Below are 18,444 nucleotides of genomic sequence, written 5' to 3'. Positions count from 1 at the left end.
GATGGACGTCGGCGCCTCGGCCTGGTTGGTCATCCTGCTGGCACTGGTGCTGGCCAACCTGCCGTTCTTCAATGAGCGCGTGTTTGCCCTGGTGCCGCTCGCCTTTTCTTCGGCGGGCGCGGCAGGGCAGGCGCCCGTCAAACCCTTCTTCGTGCGGCTGCTCGAACTGACGGTGCTGTTCTTCATCGTCGGCGGCATCGGCCGCGCGCTGGAAGGGCGCATCGGTACCGTGTTCCCTCAGACGTGGGAGTTCTACGCGATCAGCGCCTGCATGTTCATCGTCCTCGCCTTCCCCGGCTTCGTCGTCCGCTACCTGAAGAAGAAGCACTGAGCGGCGGCGGCCCGCCACCGCGGCTTCACTTGCCTTCCCGCGCTGCTACACTGTGGCTTTTACGATCACAGGAGCGTTCATGAGCGACGATGCTCACCTGAAGGAAGTGAAGATCGACGGCGGCATCGCCTACGACGGCGGTTTCCTCAAGATTCACAAAGACCGTGTGCGGCTGCCCAACGGCGCCATCACCCACCGCGAATACATCCGCCACCCGGGCGCGGTGGCCATCCTGCCGGTGCTGGATGATGGCCGCATCCTGGTCGAGCGCCAGTTCCGTTACCCGAACGAGCAGGTCTTCATCGAATTCCCGGCCGGGAAGATCGACGAGGGCGAAGACCATCTGGAATGCGCGAAGCGCGAGCTGGAAGAGGAAACCGGCTACACCGCCACCGAATGGCATTTCGTCACCACCATCCACAACGCCATCGCCTATTCCGACGAGCACCTGGACCTGTACCTGGCGCGCGGCCTGAAGCCCGGCCCGGCCAAGCTGGACGAAGGCGAATTCGTCGAATGCATCACCGCCACGCTCGACGAGCTGCTGGACTGGGTGCGCAGCGGCCGCATCACGGATGTGAAGACGATCATCGGCACCCTCTGGCTCGACAAGCTGCACCGCGGAGACTGGAAGCTGGACTGACCATGCCGCGTGTTTCGCCGCTGCCGCTTCATCTTTGGAGCTTTCTGCCGCGTCCTTTGCCGCGCTTTTTGCCACGCTGGTTGCCACGTTCGCTGCCTCGTTTGCTGGCGCTTGTTCCGCTGGCGTTGCCGTGGCTGCCCACGCAGGCGCAGGCCGCGCCGACGCGCACCGCCTTCCAGGCGCGCTGCGAGGATACGATCACGAAGACCGTCTCGGTGTTCTCGGCAAAACAGAACGGCTACACCATCAACACGCAGCTGTCGTACAAGATGCTGACGACGATGAAGGGCGTCGCGCGCCGCAACGAATTCGTGCTGGGCCTGACGCGCACCGAATCGATGGTGCAGATCGGGGCGGAAGGGGCGATGCTGCAGGACCGGCTCAGCGGCTACGAGTGCATCGCTCCGCGGCTGAAGGTGCAACTGACCTATGCGCCGGTGAAGATCTACGTGGGCAGCGAGTTCCCTGCGGGTTCCTGCGGCTACCGGGAAATCCTGGCGCACGAGATGCGGCACATGCAGGCCTACATGGATCATTTGCCGAAGGTGGAAAAAACCGTCGCCGCCGCGCTGGCCAAGCGCTTCGGCGGCAAGCCGTTCTACGCGCCTAGCGGCACCGCGCGCACGGCCTTGTCCTTCGAGATCGACTCCGGCTGGCTGCCCTACATCAAGGCCGAGATGGCCAAGGTGGAAGCGGTGCAGGCGGCGATCGACGCGCCGGCCGAATATGCCCGGCTGTCGAAGGCCTGCAATGGCGAGATCCAGAAGATCCTGGTCAAGACGCGGGCGGGCCGCTGAGGTTTGCCGATCCCGGGGGGCAGCCGATCACCCCGCATCCAGGAAATATTTCCAAAAACCGGGGACTGTCCCCGATTCCTGGAAATTTTGTGTCGGCGATATAAGTCATCGCCTGGCGTTGAACGTATTTGCCGGAATCTCGGCGCAGATGCGGTATCTGAAGTAAAAAGGTTGCCGAAAAATGGGGACAGTCCCCGATTTTTGGCAACATATTGTGTAGCTGGTACGCGACAGGTCGGTGATTCCGCCATGTGTCAAGCCGGCTTCCCTGAAAATGTGTCGTCGGAAGGTCCGGTTCTGCCGGCTTTTACGATGTTGAAGGTGAAATGAATTATTTTGCACTGATCCCCGCCGCCGGCGTGGGCGCCCGGATGGCGGTGGGCTATCCGAAACAATACCTGCCGCTGCTGGGCAGGCCGATGCTGCGCCATACGGTCGAGGCATTCCTGCGGTCCCCACTGATCGCGCATACCTATGTCGTCGTCAGCCCGGAGGATGGCTACGTGGCCGACGTCCTGCCGCCCGACATGGCGGGGGTGACGGTACTGCGCTGTGGCGGAGCGACCCGCATGGAGTCCATCCGCAACGGCCTGCGCCTGCTGGCGCCCATGGTCGGTGCCGATGACCGCGTGCTAGTGCACGACGCGGCGCGGCCGGGGCTGACGCCGGCACTGGTCGGCAAGCTGGTGGCCGAGGCGGGCACGGAACCGGCCGGCGGGCTGCTTGCGCTGCCGGTCGTCGACACCGTGAAGAGCACGCGCGGCGGCGGCGTCACCACGACGCCGCGCGACGGCCTGTGGCTGGCGCAGACCCCGCAGATGTTCCCGTACGCGCTGCTGCGCCGGGCGCTCGAGGAAGCGCCCGATCCCGATGCGATCACCGACGACGCCAGCGCCGTCGAACTGCTCGGCCTGTCGCCACGGCTGGTCGAGGGCCATCCGCGCAACCTGAAGGTGACGCTGCCGGCCGACATCCGCATCGCTGAAATGTATCTATCGATGGAATCCACCCAATGAAAAAACTCCCGTTCCGCATCGGCCAGGGCTACGACAGCCACCGCCTGGTCGAGGGCCGCAAGCTGATCCTCGGCGGCGTCGACATCCCCCATGTGAAAGGCCTGGATGGCCATTCCGATGCCGACGCGCTGCTGCATGCCGTCACCGACGCGATCCTGGGCGCCGCGGCGCTGGGCGACATCGGCCGGCATTTCCCCGACACCGCCGTCGAATTCAAGGGCGCCGATTCGCGCGTGCTGCTGCGTGTCGCCGCAGAGCGGGTAAAAGCAACCGGCTACGACATCGGCAATGTCGACGCGACGATCATCGCTCAGAAGCCGAAGATGGCGCCGCACATCGCCACCATGGTCGCCAACATCGCCGCCGACCTGGGCGTCGAGCCGGGCCAGGTGAACGTGAAGGCCAAGACCAACGAGAAGATGGGCTACCTGGGGCGCGAGGAGGGCATCAATGCCGAAGCCGTCGCGCTGCTGGTGCTGCGCGCGGACTGACGGCGCGCACCATGGCACGCGACCTGTCCGCCTACCGCGAGGTGGCCGTGGAATCGTTCGACGACCGGGGCACCGTGCGCGTGCGCCCGGTTGTCGGCCAGGCCTACCACCCGCTGCTGCGCGTGCAGTGCTCGCGCGCGCTGGTCGCCGACCATCCGGTGGGCACGCGCTTTCTCGTGCATGCCAAGCTGACCGACCGCCTCGGCGGCCCGCCGTTCCTGTACGTCTACCACGGCGATCCGGTGGTGGTCCTCAGCCCCGCGCAGGCACGAAAATTCCTCGCCGAATTCCGGCGGGGCCGCATCTGACACTCCCCGAAAACCGGTGACAGGCACCATTTAATGGGCAACAGATGTTCCAGAAAAAACGGTGACAGGCTCCGATTAATCGGCAACAGGTGTTCCAGAAAAAATGGAGCCTGTCACCGGTTTTCAGGAAACATTTGCCGGGCACACAGATGGCGGCGGCGACCGGGGTAACTCAATGCACGGCATGCAGGGCGCTGCGGTGCCGGTCGCGCCCGAAGTGCCAGCCGACGGCGGCAGTGGCCAGCGCGAACATGCCGCCGACGACCATCGCGCTCGGCACCCCCAGGTGGTCGACGGCAAGGCCGCCCACGCCGGCGCCCGAGGCCAGCGCCACTTGCGCGGTGGCGACGAACAGCGCGCCGCCCGTCTCCATGCCATCCGGCGCGGCGCGGAACATCCAGTTCTGCAGCGAGATCGGCATCGCGCCGAAGCCCAGCCCCCAGATCATGACAAGGGTCGTGGCGGCGATCGCGCCCTGGCCGAACAGCGGCAGGGCCACGGTAGCGAGGCCGACAACGAGCCCGGTGCCGACCAGCGCGGCACGGGCGCTGCGTTCCGCGGCCCAGCCGCCGATGATGTTGCCGACAAAGCCTGCGGCGCCATAGGCCAGCAGCAGGACGCTGACCGTGCGCACGCTCATCGCCGATACCTGCACGAGGAATGGCGTGATGTAGGTGTAGGCAGCGAACTGGCCGATGAACATCAGCACCGTGGCCGCCAGGCCGACCCGGGCCTTGGCATTCTTCAGCAGCAGCGGCAGGTCGCGCGCCCGGGTGGCCCTGGTCGGCGGCAGCGGCGGCAGCAGGAATACCTGGATCGCCAGCACCAGCACGCCGATGCCGGCGGCGATGCCGAACGCGGTGCGCCAGCCGAACAGTTCGCCGATCAGGGCGCCGGCCGGCACGCCGGCCACGGTACCGATCGATACCCCGCCGAAGATCAACGCCGTGGCGCGGGTGGCGTACCGCAGCGGCACCAGCCGCGGGCCGATGGCGACACCGATCGACCAGAAACCGCCCACGCCGATCCCCAGCAGCGAGCGGCCCATGAGGATCGGCCAGAACGACGTCGCGAACGTCACCAGCAGGTTCGAGATCACCATCACGCCCATCAGCGCCCACAGCACGTGGCGCCGGTCGGCCCGCCCCACGCCGACCGTTACCGCCAGGGCGGCAATGGCCGCGACGATGCCGGGAACCGTGACGAGCAGCCCGGCCAGCCCTTCGGTGACATGCAGCTCGGTGGCCATCTGCGGCAGCAGGCCGACCGGCAGGAACTCGGTGGTCACCAGCGCGAACGCGCCGATGCCCACCGACAGCACGGCCAGCCAGGCGGCCAGGCCGGGCGGCCCGTCGTCGGGCGCGGGGACAAGGGGATCGGAGGAGGCCGTGGCGGGTGCGTGCATGATGTTTTCCTTGAGTTTTTAACCGGCCGGTTATAATCTACCGGGGTAGCGCCACACGTCAAGGAATTTTTTAACCGATCGGTATGAAAGAACTGGATAAGCATCAGGCAAGCGAGCCGCCGGCCCGGCCGGCCCGCCCGCGCACGGGGCGCCCGCGCACGTTCGACGAGGACGACGCACTCGATCGCGCCATGGAAGTGTTCTGGGAAAAAGGCTACGAGGGCAGCTCGCTGCCGGAGCTGACCGCCGCGATGGGCATGAACCGGCCCAGCCTCTACGCGGTGTTCGGCAACAAGGAGGGGCTGTTCCGCCGCGCCGTCGCGCGCTACCAGAGCACGCGGCTGGACTTCTGCGACGCGGCGCTGGAGGCGGCCACTTCGCGCGAGGTCGTGGAGCGGCTGCTGCGCGGCTCGGCCGATGTGCAGACGTGCCCCGACAGCCCGCACGGCTGCCTCGGCACCAGCGGTGCGCTGGCCTGCGGCGACGAGGCGCGCCCGCTGCGCGACGAACTGGTGGCACTGCGCAGCGCGCGCGAACAGCGCCTGCGCCTGCGCCTGGAACGGGCGGTCGCGGAAGGCGACCTGCCGGCCCACGCCGACGCGGCGCAGCTGGCCAGCTTCGTTGCCACCATCGTGCAGGGCATGGCGGTGCAGGCCGCCGGCGGCGCAACCCGGGACGACCTGCATCGCACCATCGATTTCGTCATGGCCACATGGCCGGGAAAACAGGAGGCCCGATGATCGCCATTCGTGAACTCGACCACATCGTGCTGCGCGTGGTCGACCTGGAGCGCATGATGCGCTTCTACACCGAGGTGCTGGGCTGTCCGGTCGAGCGGCGGCAGGACGAGATCGGCCTGGTGCAGCTGCGCGCCGGCAGCGCGCTGGTCGACCTGGTACCCGTCGACGGCAAGCTGGGGCGGATGGGCGGCGCGCCGCCGGGGAAGGAGGGCCGCAATGTCGACCACTTCTGTTTCCGCGTCGAGCCGTTCGACGAAGCCGCGATCCGCGCGCACCTGGAGCGGTTCGGCGTTGCCAGCGGGCCGGTCGAAGCGCGCTACGGCGCCGAAGGCGAGGGGCCGTCGATCTACATCACGGACCCGGAGGGCAATACGGTGGAGCTGAAGGGCGCGCCTTACCCGGCCAGCCGATAGCCGCGCCGCCCGCTAGGCCGGCCGAAGCGGGAACGCCACCCGGAACACCACGTGCGGCGCTTCGTAGCGGTACGTGACGCTGCCGCCATGCCCCTTGACGACGTTCTCGGCGATGTACAGGCCCAGCCCCATGCCGCTGCGGTTGGCACGGTTCTGCAGCGCCATGCGCTTGAAGGGATTGAACAGTTGCGCGGCCAGTTCGGGCGCGATCGGCGCGCCGTCGTTGCGCACTTCGAGCACCGCCTGCCCTTCTACCGCGCGCAGCGAAACGAGGATGGGCTGGCCATTGGCGCCGTGGTGGCGCGCGTTGCTGAGCAGGTTGCTGATCACCTGCGCCATCCGGTCCGGATCGGCGCAGCCATGCACCTCGGGCTCGATCGCGGCATGGTAGATCGTGCCGGGGTGGGCCATGCGCGCTTCGTCGAGCAGGTCTTCCAGCGCCTTCGACAGGTCGACCTCGGTCTTGCGCATGGCCAGCCCCAGGCCGCTGTCGAGGCGGCTCATGTCGAGCACCTGGCTGATCAGCCGCTGCATCCGGCCGGACGATCGCTCGATGCGCTGCCCCAGCTGCTGCGGCTGGGCGCCGTGCTGCAGCACCGAGGCGGCCATCGAGATCGACTGCAGCGGATCGCGCAGGTCGTGGCCCAGCATCGCCAGCAACTGCATGCGTGCCTTTTCCGTCTCGGCATGGCGCGCCATGCTGGCCCGGTGCATCTCGCCCAGCAGCTGGTCGGCCACCATCAGGCGCGCCGATTCCCAGGGCACCGCCTTGTCGTGCACCGATTCCACCCATTCGTCGAACGAGCCGCGCGGCGTCAGGCGGTGGCCCAGCGGGCCGGTCTTTTCCAGCTTGTCCGGCTTGCCTGCCCAGCGCACTGTCTCGACCTGCTCCTTGCGCAATGCCAGCAGCCAGCCCGTGGTGGCCGGGTCGAAGTGCAGCGCCAGCAGGCCGACCCAGGGGCCGAGGCGTTCGCGCAGCGCTTCCGGCCATTGCTCGCGGCTGAAGCGGTGCACCATCTCGTCGCCGTCCGGCGGCAGCGAGGCCACGATCGCCGCGGCCAGGTCGTCGTCGACGCCGTGCGCCGTCAGCTTGCCCTGTTGCGCGAACACCAGTGCGTCGGCGGCAAGGTTCCCGGCCAGTTCGTCGGCGTGGCGCTCCAGCGCGGCCAGCACGTCGTCCTCCTGCAGCAGCGTTTCGATCAGCCGCGTGCGCGCCACCGCGGCCTGTTCGGCCAGCGCGGCCCGCTCGCGCGAGTCGAGGCTTTGCACGGCGGCGGCCAGCACCTGCGCCATCACGTCGCACGCCATCCGCACCGAGTAAGGCACGCGCAGCGGCGCCATGTGGTGGCAGGCGATCAGCCCCCACAGCCGGCCGTTGATCACGATCGACACGCTCATCGACGCGCCCACGCCCATGTTCTGCAGGTATTCGATGTGGATCGGCGATACGCTGCGCAGCACGCAATGGCTCATGTCCAGCGGCGCATCGCTGGCCGCGCCCAGCACCGGCACCGGCGTGTAGCCGGCGTCGGCGATCAGGCGCAGCGTGTTGATCGTGTACAGCCGGCGGGCCTGGGCGGGAATGTCGCCGGCCGGGTAGCGCATGCCGAGGAACGGCTTCAGCTCGTCGCGGAGCGCTTCGGCGACGACGTCGCCGCTGTCGTCGTGGCGGAAGCGGTAGGCCATCACGCGGTCGAAACCGGTGATCTCGCGCACCTGTTCCACGGCATGGCGCAGCAGCGCCTCGATCGAGCGCTGGCGGCGCAGCCGTTCGATCGCCGCGTGCGCTTTCAGGGCGAAAGCGGCCAGCGCATCGGCCGCCACCTGGCGCAGTTCGAATTCGGCGATCGCCTGCGTGCCGTTGCCGTGCACGACGCAATCGAAGGTATGGCCGTTGCCGCGGCTTTCGATGCCGGTCGGCGAGTCGGCGCCTTCTTCCAGGCAGGCGCGCAACTGCTCCACCACGCCCGCCTCGAGCGCCAGCCCGGTGTAGGGAATACCCATCGCCGGCGTGATGCCCAGCAGGCCGGCCACGTTGGCGCTCCATGCGCGCAGAGTGCCGTCGGCCGCGAACGCCAGCAGCGCACCGTGCGGCTGGATCAGGCCGGGGATGTGGATCGGTTCGTCGGCGCAGTTGTCCAGGCCGACCGGCTGGGGCGGTTGCGCCCGGGGAGCCGGCGCCTCGCTCATGCGGCGGCCCGCGCCGGCGCGGCGGTGGCGGCCAGGCGCAGCGCGATCAGGCTGTCGAAGGCATCGCAGGCACCGCGGCACGCTTCGGCCACCGCGGCTTCGCCGTGCACATGCTCGCGCAGCGCGCGGAGGAACTGCTGCCAGCGCGGGCCGGGCGGCACGCCGGGATGCAGGTAGCGCAGCGGATGCGGTGCCAGCCGCTCCGCCAGCCGGCGGTACAGCACCGCGCCGCCCAGGCGCGAGCCTTCGATCACGTACGACACACCCCAGCGATAGTCGGCACTGTCGCCGCCATGCCAGGGCGCGGCGGCAAGCCGCGGGCCGGCGCCATCGAGCGACGGGTGGGCCAGGTCGGCCTCGATCTGCGGCAGGTGGGGCTGTGGCGGCAGCAGTGCGGCATCCTGCGGGCCGTCGCTGAAACGGGCCTGCCAGGCCTCGATCGGCACGAGCCAGCAGCGCAGCAGCGCCAGGTGGTCACGGTAGTCCTGCAGGGTGGGCGCCGGCCGGGCGAGCGGCATGCCGCCATCCAGCTCGGCGTGGCGGGTGGCGGTTGCGTCGCGCAAGGCGGCGAGGATGTCGATGCGTTCGGCGGTCATCCCGTGATTGTATCGTTCACTCGGTACTGTCGCCGTCCGATTCGTCCGGTTCGTCCGTCTCGTCGCCCGGCACATCGCGCTTGCGCTCGGCATCGGCTTCCAGCCGCAGGCGCGCGGCGGAACCCATGAAATCGTCCACGCTGTGGTCGGGGCTCTGGCGCACGGCGGGCGGCAGCAGCACCGACATGTACAGTTCATCCGACAGGCGTCCGGTCCCCTGCAGGTTGCTCATCATTTCCAGTCCCGAGCCAAGCGCCAGCAGCACGCCGCAGGCGACCTGCAGCCGCCTCGTCGAGATGTGCGGGCGCACGGTGCGCACGTGGAAGTACACCATGCCGCAGACGATCAGGATCGTCATGTGGTTGCCGTAGCGCGTGAAGATCTCGGCGGACCAGGCGAATGCCAGGACCGCCGACAGCACCTTCCAGGCGCCGATGGCCACCAGGCCGGCGCCGAGGATGAACAGGTGCCGCCCGAGCCGCGCATGGCCGCCGAACAGCCGGTTGACCAGCGCCCAGACGCCGCTCCACACCAGGCCGGCGCCCAGGCCGGTGGCGATCGTCAGCAGGTAGCGGATCGCCTGGAAGCCTTCGGTATCGGTCAGCGCCTCGTCCACGCCGAGGAACAGGGCGATCAGCGCCAGCCCGGCCATCGCCGGCGCGCCGCCTTCCCACGCATGCATCGTGGTATCCGTCAGCTCCGGCTCGACCGGGAAGGCAGCGTCGCGCACGCGCAGGCGCGTGTGCCCGAGCCGCACGGCGGTGGTGCCGTCCAGCGCCACCGCGTCCTGGCGCCGACCGTGCAGCACGATGCCGTTCTGGCTGCCCAGGTCGCGCAGCACGAGGGCGCCGTCGCCGTCCCGTTCCAGTACCGCGTGGCGCGGCGCCGTATGCGCGTCGTCGAGCACGAAGTCGTTGTCGTAGCCGCGGCCCAGCGTGACGGGCAGCGCTTCGAAGCGCTGCCGGGACAGCACGTCGCCGTTGCGGGCCAGGATCTCGATGAAGTAGGGTGCCGTCATTTGACACCCGTGCGCGCCAGCGCTTCGAGGAAGGCACGCGCGGTACGCATGCCGTTCTCGTAGGACACGCCGCGCGCATCCAGCCGGCTTTGCAGGTTCATCATGCCGTCGTCGGTGCTGGCCGTCAGCAGCGAGAAATCGTACAGGCCGGCGAACTTGCGGTAGGCGCGCACGCACAGCACGGCGCGCATCGGCAGCGAACCGTTCGTCACGAACTGTTCGGTGCATTGCGGGCCGGTCAGCCGGCTGTCCTTGTAGCTGCCGAACGATTCGTTCTTGAACGAGCTCGATGACAGCTGCGCGAAACGGATCGCATCGAGCCCGGTGCTGCGCAGGTACTGGTGGCGGATGCCGACCGCGCCCGTCTGCAGCGAACCGGAGACGAACACCGACGACTCCATCGTGCAGCTGGTGGTATCGACCGCGAACGGCTTCTCGGTGCGCGAGGTGACCTGGGCGCTGGAATTGCCCCAGCAGCGCATCTGTTCGGTTTCCCGCACCGGCACTTCGTAGGGACCCATGGTCTTCTTCGTCAGCGGACCGGCCAGCAACTGGTCGACCATCGCCTTCTGGTGCGCCAGCAGCTGCTGCGTGACGACGGCGGTGAAATCCTTGGGTGCCACGGCTTTTTCGCCGACCTGCTTCAGCAGCCGCTGTGCGTAGCGGATCGGCACGAGGAAGCTGACCAGCTCGCCGTCCAGCCGCTTCGCCACGTTGACCCCGGCGACCTGGCCGTCGGCCGTCACGCTGGGGCCGCCGCTCATGCCGGAGTTGATCGGGCCGGTGAACATCAGCTGGTCGTAGAAGCTGCGCGAGATCACGCCGTTATAGGCGCCTTCCGAGATGGCGAAGCCCAGGTCCAGCGGGTTGCCGAGCGAGTACAGGTACTGGCCCTGGGTGAGGCCAACGGCGTTTTCCGGCACCTTGAAGAAGCCGGTGCCGTAGCGGTTCACGCGCACCACCGCCAGGTCGTGCAGCACGTCGACCGCCAGCAACTCGATGTTGCCGCGCTGGCCCGACGTATCGACCCATTCGCCCGTATAGGTTTCCGGGTCGAGCGCGAATTGCGACACCACGTGGTAGTTCGTCAGCACCAGGTTCGATGTGCCGACCAGGAAGCCGGAGCCCACCGAGGATTGCGTGCGGCCGCTTTTCAGCAGCGAACGCACCTGCAGCAGGTCGGCCTTGGCCGCCGCGTACAGTTTTTGCGCGGCGGAAGAGGGCGTGGGCAGCGGGGCGGAGTCCCCTTGCGCGCCCGGCGCCGGCACGCGGCGCGGCGCGGGTGCGGCGCCGGGCGGGGCTTGCATGCCCGGCAGCGCTGGTGCCGATGGCGGAACGGGCGCGGCCACTGCGGCGGCACCCCAGGTCACGGTGATCGCGAATTGAACGGTTGCGGCAAGCCGGGTGGGTTTCATGCAGTTCCTGAACTACTTTTCGACAACGAAGAGTGTACCTCAGGAAATCCGGCCGGGGGCGTCGCGGGCCCGCTCGTTACGCTTGGTTACTTTTTCCTTGCTGATCTTGATAGAAAGATCATTGCTCCCCATCGCTCGTGGCGGTGGCCACGACGGGCGACATCATGTGCCCCAGTTTCTGCGCCTTGGTATTCAGGTAATGCTGGTTGAACACGTTGCGGTTGACCAGCAGCGGCACGCGGTCGGCCACGGGTACGCCCAGCTTTTCCATCGCGGCGATCTTGCGGGGGTTGTTCGTCATCAGGCGCAGGCTGCGCACGCCGAACTGGTGCAGCATCGGCGCTACCAGCTCGTAGCTGCGCTGGTCCGGCTTGAAGCCGAGCTGTTCGTTGGCCTGCACCGTGTCTGCACCCGCTTCCTGCAGCCGGTAGGCACGCATCTTGTTCAGCAGGCCGATGCCGCGGCCTTCCTGGCGCAGGTACAGCAGCTCGCCGCGGCCCTCGGCGGCGATGCGCTGCAGCGCGCCTTCGAGCTGGGCGCCGCAGTCGCAGCGCTGGGAAAACAGCACGTCGCCCGTCAGGCACTCGCTGTGCACGCGCGCCAGCACCGGCGCGCCATCGCCGATATCGCCCAGCACCATCGCCAGGTGTTCCTTGCCGGTCGAATGTTCGATGAACGCATGCAGCGTGAACTCCGCCCACGGCGTGGGCAGCGCGCACGAGGTGACGTATTCGAGATCGGCGGCGGGATCAACGGGAATTTCAGCAACGGGCTGCATGGCTAAGCTCTTTTGATAGGGACGGTATAGCCCCTCATCATAACAAAAATTGTGCTTTCGGCCCGGCGGCGGCCGGCCGGGGCCCTGGCTACCCCGGGGCCAGGCAGGAAAGCGGACACGGCCCCGTTGTTGCAAGCCATCACAACAGGGTTCCTGCCCGCCGGAGGAGTCCAGCCAGCGTGCCCGGCCCCGCGGTGGGGACGGGCTCGCCGTTACATCAAGCCTGGCCTGGCATCAATACGGCAGGTCGAACACCAGCACCTCGGCCGCCTCGGCCTGGTCCAGCTTCACCTGCGTTTCGCGGGTGATCTTCAGTGCGTCGCCGCTTTTCAGCGCGGTGCCGTTGACGCTGACCGTGCCGCGGATCACGTGCACATAACTGGTACGCTCATCGTCCAGGACGTGCGTCACGCTGTCCGCCTCGTCCAGGATGGTGGCGTAGATGCGCGCATCCTGGTGGATGACCACCGAGCCGTCCCGGCCGTCGGGCGAGGCGATCAGGCGCAGCTTGCCCTGCTTGCTGTCCGGCGAAAAGTGCTTTTCCTCGTAGCCCGGAGCGATGCCGGTTTCCGACGGCTGGATCCAGATCTGCAGGAAGTGCACGCGCTCGGTGGACGAGTGGTTGAACTCGCTGTGCCGCACGCCGGTGCCGGCCGTCATGCGCTGCACGTCGCCGTAGCGCAGCACGCTGCCGTTGCCCATGCTGTCCTTGTGTTCCAGCGCGCCTTCCAGGACGTAGGAAATGATTTCCATGTCGCGGTGGCCGTGCGTGCCGAAGCCCTGGCCCGGCATCACCTTGTCCTCGTTGATCACCAGCAGCGGGCCAAAGCCCATGTGGCGCGGATCGTGGTAATGGCCGAACGAGAAAGTATGGCGCGAATCGAGCCAGCCGTGGTTGGCGGCACCGCGTTCTTCACTGCGACGGACTTCTTGCATGATATGCTCCTTGATTGTTGTTTGCGATCGTTTCGAACACACCGTTCAGTGTGTTGTCAGCTCGGATGAAGAGAGTATAGGCGGGCGCAAACGATTAAAAAAACGGAAAATTTACCCCTGTATTATCGAAAAAATCGAATATGCTCAGACTCAGCCTTGAAGCCTTGCAGATCGTCGATGCGATCGACCGCCGCGGCTCGTTTTCCGCGGCCGGCAAGGAATTGCACCGCGTTCCTTCGACCATTTCGTACACGGTGGGCAAGCTCGAGGACGATCTCGGGGTGCAGGTGTTCGAGCGCAACGGCCCGAAAGTGGAGTTGACGAAAGCCGGCCGCGAACTGCTGAAGGAAGGGCGCTACCTGCTGCGCGCCGCGCAAGACCTGGAACACCGCGTGCGGCGCGTGGCGTCCGGCTGGGAAACCGAGCTGGCGATCGGCCACGATTCGATGTTTTCCAGCCTGGCGTTCGGCGACGATATCCGCGCCTTCTACGAAGTCGCCCAGCAGACCCGCCTGCGCATCGTGCGCGAAGCGCTGTCCGGCACGTGGGAAGCCCTGCTGGACCGGCGCGTCGACCTGGTGGTCGGCGCCCCGGGCGACGGCCCCGCCGGGGGCGGCTATGTATCCGAGCCCATCGGCACGCTGGCCTGGGTCTTCGCCGTGGCGCCGTCCCACCCGCTGGCCGCGGTGGAAGGCCGGCTGGGGCGCACGCACCTGCAGCAGCATCGTGCCGTGGCGATGGCGGATTCGGCGCGGCAGATGGCTCCCCGCACCGTCGGCCTGCTGCTGGGGCAGGATACGCTGACAGTTCCCGACATGGCCTCCAAGGTGCAGTACCAGGTGGCCGGCCTGGGCTTCGGCTTCCTGCCCGAGCCCTGCGCGCGCGCGGCGATCGCCGCCGGCCTGCTGGTGGAAAAGGAGGTCGAGGAACCGAAACCGGACGAGACGTTCTATCTGGCCTGGCGCACCGGCGAAACCGGCGCCGCGCTGCAATGGTGGCTGGCGCGGATGCGTGCCGGCGCGCTGTTCGACCGCATGTGCCGGCACCTTCCCGCAGCATGATTGCGATGCGTCAATAAGGCGCGCGAAGCAAAGAACTTTCGTGATATTGAGTTGCGGTAACTGTTGACTGTCGCCAATTGTTCAAGGGTAAGATCCTGTTCGTCGCTCAGCGCCTTCCAGGGATTTGCCCATGACTATGTTCTTCCTGCAGTTGCTTGCCGATCGCCATGGCAAACCCGCCGGCCTGCTGCTGGTCACGGATGGCCACCTCGCTGGCCAGCAGCATGGCCCCGTCCAGCCGTTGTTTGGCCTGGCGGCGAAAACCGCCTGTTTCTACCGGACCGAGCTGGCCGAGTCCCTTGCCGCGCCGTTGCGGCAGGCGGGCTGGCACGAATTGCCTTCCGGCCGCACCGCGCGTGTCGACACGGCCCTTGCCGGCACCTTGCCCGGCCATGTGCAATGGATCGAGGGCGACTGGGCGCTGGCGCCGCCGAAGCGGCCCGCCGGCAACGGCGCGGCGTCGCGGGCGCTGGCGCTGCGCCTGGTGCAGCGCGTGAACGCGGATGCGGACACCTGCGAGATCGAGGAACTGCTGCGCCACGATGCCACGCTGTCGTATCACCTGCTGCGGCTGGTGAATTCGCTCGGCCTGGTCAATGGCCGCAAGGTACTGAGCTTTTCCCAGGCCATCCTGCTGCTGGGCCGCCAGCAGTTGCGCCGCTGGCTGAACCTGATGCTGTTCGCCGCCCGCGGCGATGAACGGTCGGCAGTGCTGCTGGCACGGGTATCGGTGCGGGCACGGCTGATGGAACTGCTGGCCCGCGCCACCGGCCTGGACCGGCCGCACCAGGAGCTGGCATTCATGGCCGGCATGTTTTCGCTGCTGGGCGTGCTGTTCGGCGCGCCGCTGGCCGACGTGCTGGCGCCGCTGGCCATCGACGATGGCGTGCAGCGCGCGCTGCTGCATCGCCATGGCGAGCTGGGCGCGTTGCTGGCGCTGGTGGAAGCGGCGGAACGGGCCGAGTTCGCTACGGTGTGCGCCGCGCTCGACCGTGCCCGGCTGTCTGCCACAGAGTTCAACGACATGGTGGCCGACGCCAGCGACTGGATGCTGGCCGTGACCTGCGGCGTAACGGGCGGTTCCCATGGATGACACGGTGATCGCGCGCTGCCTGGCGCTGTGCCGCGCGGCCCGCTCGCTGCGGGGCGCCGCCCTGGCGAGTACGCTGGGCGAGCTGGAGCGGGAGCTTGGCGAACTGGCCGGCGCGGCGGCTGGCCAGCCAGCGCCCGGCGAAGCGGCCAAGGTTGCCGAAGCGGCCGAAGCGGCCGAACCCGGCGAGGCCGCGCTGGAGCTCGACCTGGCCGGCTACATCACCGCCTGGAACGCCGGCGCCGCCGGCATGTTCGGCTATACGGCCGGGGAAGCGCTCGGCCGGCATGTCCTGTGCCTGTACACGGACGACGACGAGGAAGGCAGCATTACCGAACTGGTCGGGGAAACCGGCCGGGCCAGCGCCGAGGTAGTCCGCCGCAGGAAATCCGGCGAGACGATCCGCGTACGTCTCGCCATCACGCTGGTGAAGGATGGCATGGGCGATCCGGCCGGCATGCACGTGGCGCTGGCACGCGTCGAGGACCGCCTCCCGGCTGCCGACAAGGCCAGCCTGCATGCCCGTATCATCGAAGACACCGACCAGGGTGTGCTGGTCACCGATGCGGATGAACGCATCGTCTCCGTCAACGGTGCGTTCACCCGCATCACCGGCTACACGATGGCCGAGGCGATCGGCAGGACGCCCGACCTGCTGCGCTCCGGCTCCCATGACACAGGGCTCCCCGCGCAGGTGCGGGCCGTGCTGCGCGGCGCGGCGCCGTGGCGCGGCGAAATCGTCGGCCGCCGCAAGAATGGCGAGCTGTTCCCCCAGGCCGTGGTGGTCGGCGCCGTGCGCAACGAGGCGGGCACGATCAGCCACAGCTATTCGCTGTTTACCGACATCAGCGTGCGCAAGGATGCCGAGGCGCGCGTGCAGCGCATGGCCAGCCACGACCCGCTGACCGGCCTGCCGAACCAGGGCTTGCTGATGCAGTTGCTGGGGCAGGCGGTGACCGAGGCGCGGCGCAACCGCGAACCCGGCGCGCTGCTGGTCGTGGAAGTGACGCGGCTGGGCGCCATCGCCGACACGCTGGGCCACGACGTGGGCAATGCATTGCTGGTCGAGGCGGCCCGCTTGCTGCGCTCACGGCTGCGCGAGGGCGACATCCTGGCGCGGCTGGGCGGCGGCAAGTTCGCCATCGCGCTACCACGCATCGAACGGCGCGAACACGCCGCGCTGGTGGCGCGCAAGCTGGTCGACGTGCTGGCCGCGCCGGTCGCCGTCGGCAAGCACGCGCTGCAAGTGGGCACCCAGGTGGGCATCGCCGTCTGGCCCGAGGATGCGCAGGAACCCGGCGCGCTGCTGCGCGGCGCCGACGTGGCCGCCGCGCGCGCCGGCACCGGCATGGAACCGGCGCTGCTGTTCTTTTCCGAAGAGATGAACCAGCGCGTCAACGAGCACCGGCGCATCGAAAGCGAACTGCGCGAAGCGCTGGCGAACGGCGAGCTGCTGCTGTACTACCAGCCCAAGGTCAGCCTCCGCAGCGGCCGGATCGTCGGCGCCGAGGCGCTGCTGCGCTGGCGCCATCCGGTGCGCGGGCTGATTTCGCCGGGCGTGTTCATCCCGGTGGCGGAAGAAACCGGCCTGATCATGGAGCTCGGCAACTGGGTCATCGAGGAAGCCTGCCGGCAGATCCGGCGATGGCGCGAGGCGGACCTGGCCATGCCGCCGGTCGCCATCAACCTGTCGGCGCGCCAGTTCGACCGGGGCCTGCCGCAGCGCATGGCCGACGCGCTGGAACGCCACGGCGTGGACCCGGGGCAGGTGATGCTGGAGATCACCGAAAGCCTGCTGGTGCGCGGCGCCGACAGCGTGATCGCGATCATGAACGAGCTGGTGGCGATGGGCCTGGCGCTGGCGCTGGACGACTTCGGCACCGGTTACTCGAGCCTGGCGTACCTGAAGAAATTCCCGATCAGCACGCTCAAGATCGACCGCGCCTTCGTCACCGGCTTGCCGCACGAGGAAGATGACTGCGCGATCGCGCGGGCCATCGTCACGATGGCCCAGCAGATGCGGCAGGAGATCGTCGCCGAAGGAGTGGAGACGCGGGAGCAGATGGCTTTCCTGCGCGAGCTGGGCTGCGACCAGCTGCAGGGCTACCTGTTCAGCCAGCCGATCCCCGCCGCCGATTTCGAACGCATGATGGGCGATGGCCATCGCCTGGCGCTGGCTCCACCGGATCGCTGAACGCTGGCTCTTGGAAAGAGCCTCCGGCACGGCGAGAATGGTCCTTCGATCACAGACGAGGGAACCATGGAAACCACGGATGCGGCGGGCGCGGCCATCAGGCGCGCCGACGCGGGCCAGCTGGTGCTGGTGGCGGCGATCTGGGGCGCATCGTACCTGTTCATCCGCATCGCGGCACCGGCCTTCGGGCCGGTCGCGATGGCCGGCGCACGGGCACTGCTGGCGGCGCTGATGATGCTGCCGCTGCTGCTGTGGCAGGGCCTGGGCGGCACGGCGCTGCGGCACTGGAAGGGCATTGCGCTGGTCGGCGTGACCAATGTGGCGCTGCCTTTCCTCCTGTTCAATTTCGCCGCGCTGGCGATTCCGGCCGGACTGTCGTCCATCCTGTCGTCGACCACGCCGCTGTTCGCCGCGCTGATCGGTGCCATCTGGCTCGGCGAGGCCCTGACGGTGCAGCGGATGACTGGCCTGGCCATCGGCTTCGCCGGCGTGCTGCTGCTGGTGGCGGACAAGGTGCACCTGGGCCAGGGGCCGCTGTGGCAAACGCTGGCGGCCAGCGTCGCCTGCCTGGCCGCGACGATGCTGTACGGCTTCACGGGCAACTTTACCCGGCGCTACCTGGCGCACGTGCCGCCGGTGGCCGTGGCCGCCGGCAGCCAGGTCGCGGCCGCCGCGCTGCTGGCCATGCCGATGGCGGTGACCTGGCCGGACACGATGCCGTCCACGCATGCCTGGACGGCGCTGCTGGCACTGTGCGCGCTGTGCACCACCTTTGCCTACGTGCTGTTCTACGGCATGGTCGCGCGCCTCGGCGCCAGCCGCGCCATGAGCGCGCTGTTCCTGATTCCCGCGTTCGGGGTACTGTGGGGCGGCCTGTTCCTGGACGAACCCTTCACGGCGCGGATGGCGGCCTGCTGCGGCGTGATCCTGACCGGCTGCGCACTGACGATGGGCTTGGTGAAACTGCCGGGGTGGCGGCGTGCGCCGGTGGCCGGGGAGGCATCGCGGTGAATGGGGTAGAA

The 18,444-nt window shown here is 68.2% G+C and carries 19 protein-coding genes; 12 read left to right on the top strand and 7 right to left on the bottom strand.

Features of this window, described 5'->3' with window-relative positions:
* The first annotated feature begins 1 nt into the window (after position 1).
* The 6 genes from OU994_RS24210 (at position 2) to OU994_RS24185 (ending at position 3,586) form a co-directional block, all read left to right on the top strand.
* Positions 2–331, top strand: coding sequence for a DUF2818 family protein (locus tag OU994_RS24210; RefSeq protein ID WP_281608023.1), 330 nt, complete (start codon positions 2–4; stop codon positions 329–331).
* Positions 332–410: 79 nt separating this feature from the next.
* Positions 411–974, top strand: coding sequence for an NUDIX domain-containing protein (locus tag OU994_RS24205; protein WP_131144718.1), 564 nt, complete (start codon positions 411–413; stop codon positions 972–974).
* Between the two features lie 101 nt (positions 975–1,075).
* Positions 1,076–1,771 (top strand): hypothetical protein, encoded by a 696-nt coding sequence (locus tag OU994_RS24200; RefSeq protein ID WP_307731737.1) that lies wholly within the window; start codon positions 1,076–1,078, stop codon positions 1,769–1,771.
* A gap of 326 nt (positions 1,772–2,097) precedes the next feature.
* Entirely contained in the window at positions 2,098–2,787 is a 690-nt protein-coding gene (gene ispD, locus OU994_RS24195) for a 2-C-methyl-D-erythritol 4-phosphate cytidylyltransferase (RefSeq protein WP_281608022.1), read from the top strand.
* A complete protein-coding gene (gene ispF / locus OU994_RS24190; RefSeq protein WP_131144721.1) occupies positions 2,784–3,278 on the top strand; it encodes a 2-C-methyl-D-erythritol 2,4-cyclodiphosphate synthase in 495 nt (164 codons plus the stop codon). Before ispD ends, ispF begins: the two co-directional genes overlap by 4 nt.
* Before the next feature lie 11 nt (positions 3,279–3,289).
* Positions 3,290–3,586: a hypothetical protein gene (locus OU994_RS24185; protein ID WP_281608021.1), complete on the top strand. Its 297-nt coding sequence runs from the start codon at positions 3,290–3,292 to the stop codon at positions 3,584–3,586.
* Between the two features lie 172 nt (positions 3,587–3,758).
* On the opposite strand, the gene OU994_RS24180 is transcribed toward OU994_RS24185, so the two are convergent.
* Positions 3,759–4,991 carry an MFS transporter gene (locus OU994_RS24180; protein WP_281608020.1) on the bottom strand — a complete coding sequence of 411 codons (1,233 nt, stop codon included), beginning with the start codon at positions 4,989–4,991 and terminating at the stop codon, positions 3,759–3,761.
* Positions 4,992–5,074: 83 nt separating this feature from the next.
* Between OU994_RS24180 and OU994_RS24175 the strand changes: the two genes are divergently transcribed.
* Together OU994_RS24175 and OU994_RS24170 are read left to right on the top strand one after the other, a co-directional pair.
* Positions 5,075–5,731, top strand: coding sequence for a TetR/AcrR family transcriptional regulator (locus OU994_RS24175; RefSeq protein ID WP_281608019.1), 657 nt, complete (start codon positions 5,075–5,077; stop codon positions 5,729–5,731).
* Positions 5,728–6,144, top strand: a complete 417-nt coding sequence (locus OU994_RS24170) for a VOC family protein (protein WP_281608018.1) — start codon at positions 5,728–5,730, stop codon at positions 6,142–6,144. Before OU994_RS24175 ends, OU994_RS24170 begins: the two co-directional genes overlap by 4 nt.
* 12 nt (positions 6,145–6,156) lie before the next feature.
* On the opposite strand, the gene OU994_RS24165 is transcribed toward OU994_RS24170, so the two are convergent.
* The 6 genes from OU994_RS24165 to OU994_RS24140 form a co-directional block, all read right to left on the bottom strand.
* Positions 6,157–8,334: an ATP-binding protein gene (locus tag OU994_RS24165; protein WP_281608017.1), complete on the bottom strand. Its 2,178-nt coding sequence runs from the start codon at positions 8,332–8,334 to the stop codon at positions 6,157–6,159.
* Positions 8,331–8,930, bottom strand: coding sequence for a biliverdin-producing heme oxygenase (locus OU994_RS24160; protein WP_281608016.1), 600 nt, complete (start codon positions 8,928–8,930; stop codon positions 8,331–8,333). The genes OU994_RS24165 and OU994_RS24160 overlap by 4 nt, the downstream gene beginning before the upstream one ends.
* Positions 8,931–8,946: 16 nt before the next feature.
* The gene (locus OU994_RS24155) at positions 8,947–9,948 is read right to left on the bottom strand and encodes an FHA domain-containing protein (protein ID WP_281608015.1); all 1,002 of its coding nucleotides are present in this window, start codon (positions 9,946–9,948) and stop codon (positions 8,947–8,949) included.
* Positions 9,945–11,363 carry a serine protease gene (locus OU994_RS24150; protein WP_281608014.1) on the bottom strand — a complete coding sequence of 473 codons (1,419 nt, stop codon included), beginning with the start codon at positions 11,361–11,363 and terminating at the stop codon, positions 9,945–9,947. The genes OU994_RS24155 and OU994_RS24150 overlap by 4 nt, the downstream gene beginning before the upstream one ends.
* Positions 11,364–11,481: 118 nt before the next feature.
* Positions 11,482–12,141, bottom strand: coding sequence for a GTP cyclohydrolase II (ribA, locus tag OU994_RS24145; protein ID WP_281608013.1), 660 nt, complete (start codon positions 12,139–12,141; stop codon positions 11,482–11,484).
* Between the two features lie 234 nt (positions 12,142–12,375).
* Positions 12,376–13,077: a pirin family protein gene (locus OU994_RS24140; RefSeq protein WP_281608012.1), complete on the bottom strand. Its 702-nt coding sequence runs from the start codon at positions 13,075–13,077 to the stop codon at positions 12,376–12,378.
* A 140-nt stretch (positions 13,078–13,217) separates the two neighbouring features.
* Between OU994_RS24140 and OU994_RS24135 the strand changes: the two genes are divergently transcribed.
* The 4 genes from OU994_RS24135 (at position 13,218) to OU994_RS24120 (ending at position 18,433) form a co-directional block, all read left to right on the top strand.
* Positions 13,218–14,138, top strand: coding sequence for a LysR substrate-binding domain-containing protein (locus OU994_RS24135; protein ID WP_281608011.1), 921 nt, complete (start codon positions 13,218–13,220; stop codon positions 14,136–14,138).
* Between the two features lie 130 nt (positions 14,139–14,268).
* Positions 14,269–15,231 (top strand): EAL and HDOD domain-containing protein, encoded by a 963-nt coding sequence (locus tag OU994_RS24130; RefSeq protein WP_281608010.1) that lies wholly within the window; start codon positions 14,269–14,271, stop codon positions 15,229–15,231.
* The gene (locus OU994_RS24125; RefSeq protein ID WP_281608009.1) at positions 15,224–17,422 is read left to right on the top strand and encodes a bifunctional diguanylate cyclase/phosphodiesterase; all 2,199 of its coding nucleotides are present in this window, start codon (positions 15,224–15,226) and stop codon (positions 17,420–17,422) included. The genes OU994_RS24130 and OU994_RS24125 overlap by 8 nt, the downstream gene beginning before the upstream one ends.
* 66 nt (positions 17,423–17,488) lie before the next feature.
* Positions 17,489–18,433 carry a DMT family transporter gene (locus tag OU994_RS24120; RefSeq protein ID WP_281608008.1) on the top strand — a complete coding sequence of 315 codons (945 nt, stop codon included), beginning with the start codon at positions 17,489–17,491 and terminating at the stop codon, positions 18,431–18,433.
* Positions 18,434–18,444 lie beyond the last annotated feature (11 nt).

The organism is Pseudoduganella sp. SL102 (genome assembly GCF_027856995.1).
In the GTDB taxonomy this organism is placed as follows: Bacteria; Pseudomonadota; Gammaproteobacteria; order Burkholderiales; family Burkholderiaceae_D; genus Rugamonas; species Rugamonas albidiflava.
The sequence above is the reverse complement of the archived record's forward strand: the minus strand, read 5'-3'. Positions and strand labels throughout refer to the sequence as shown.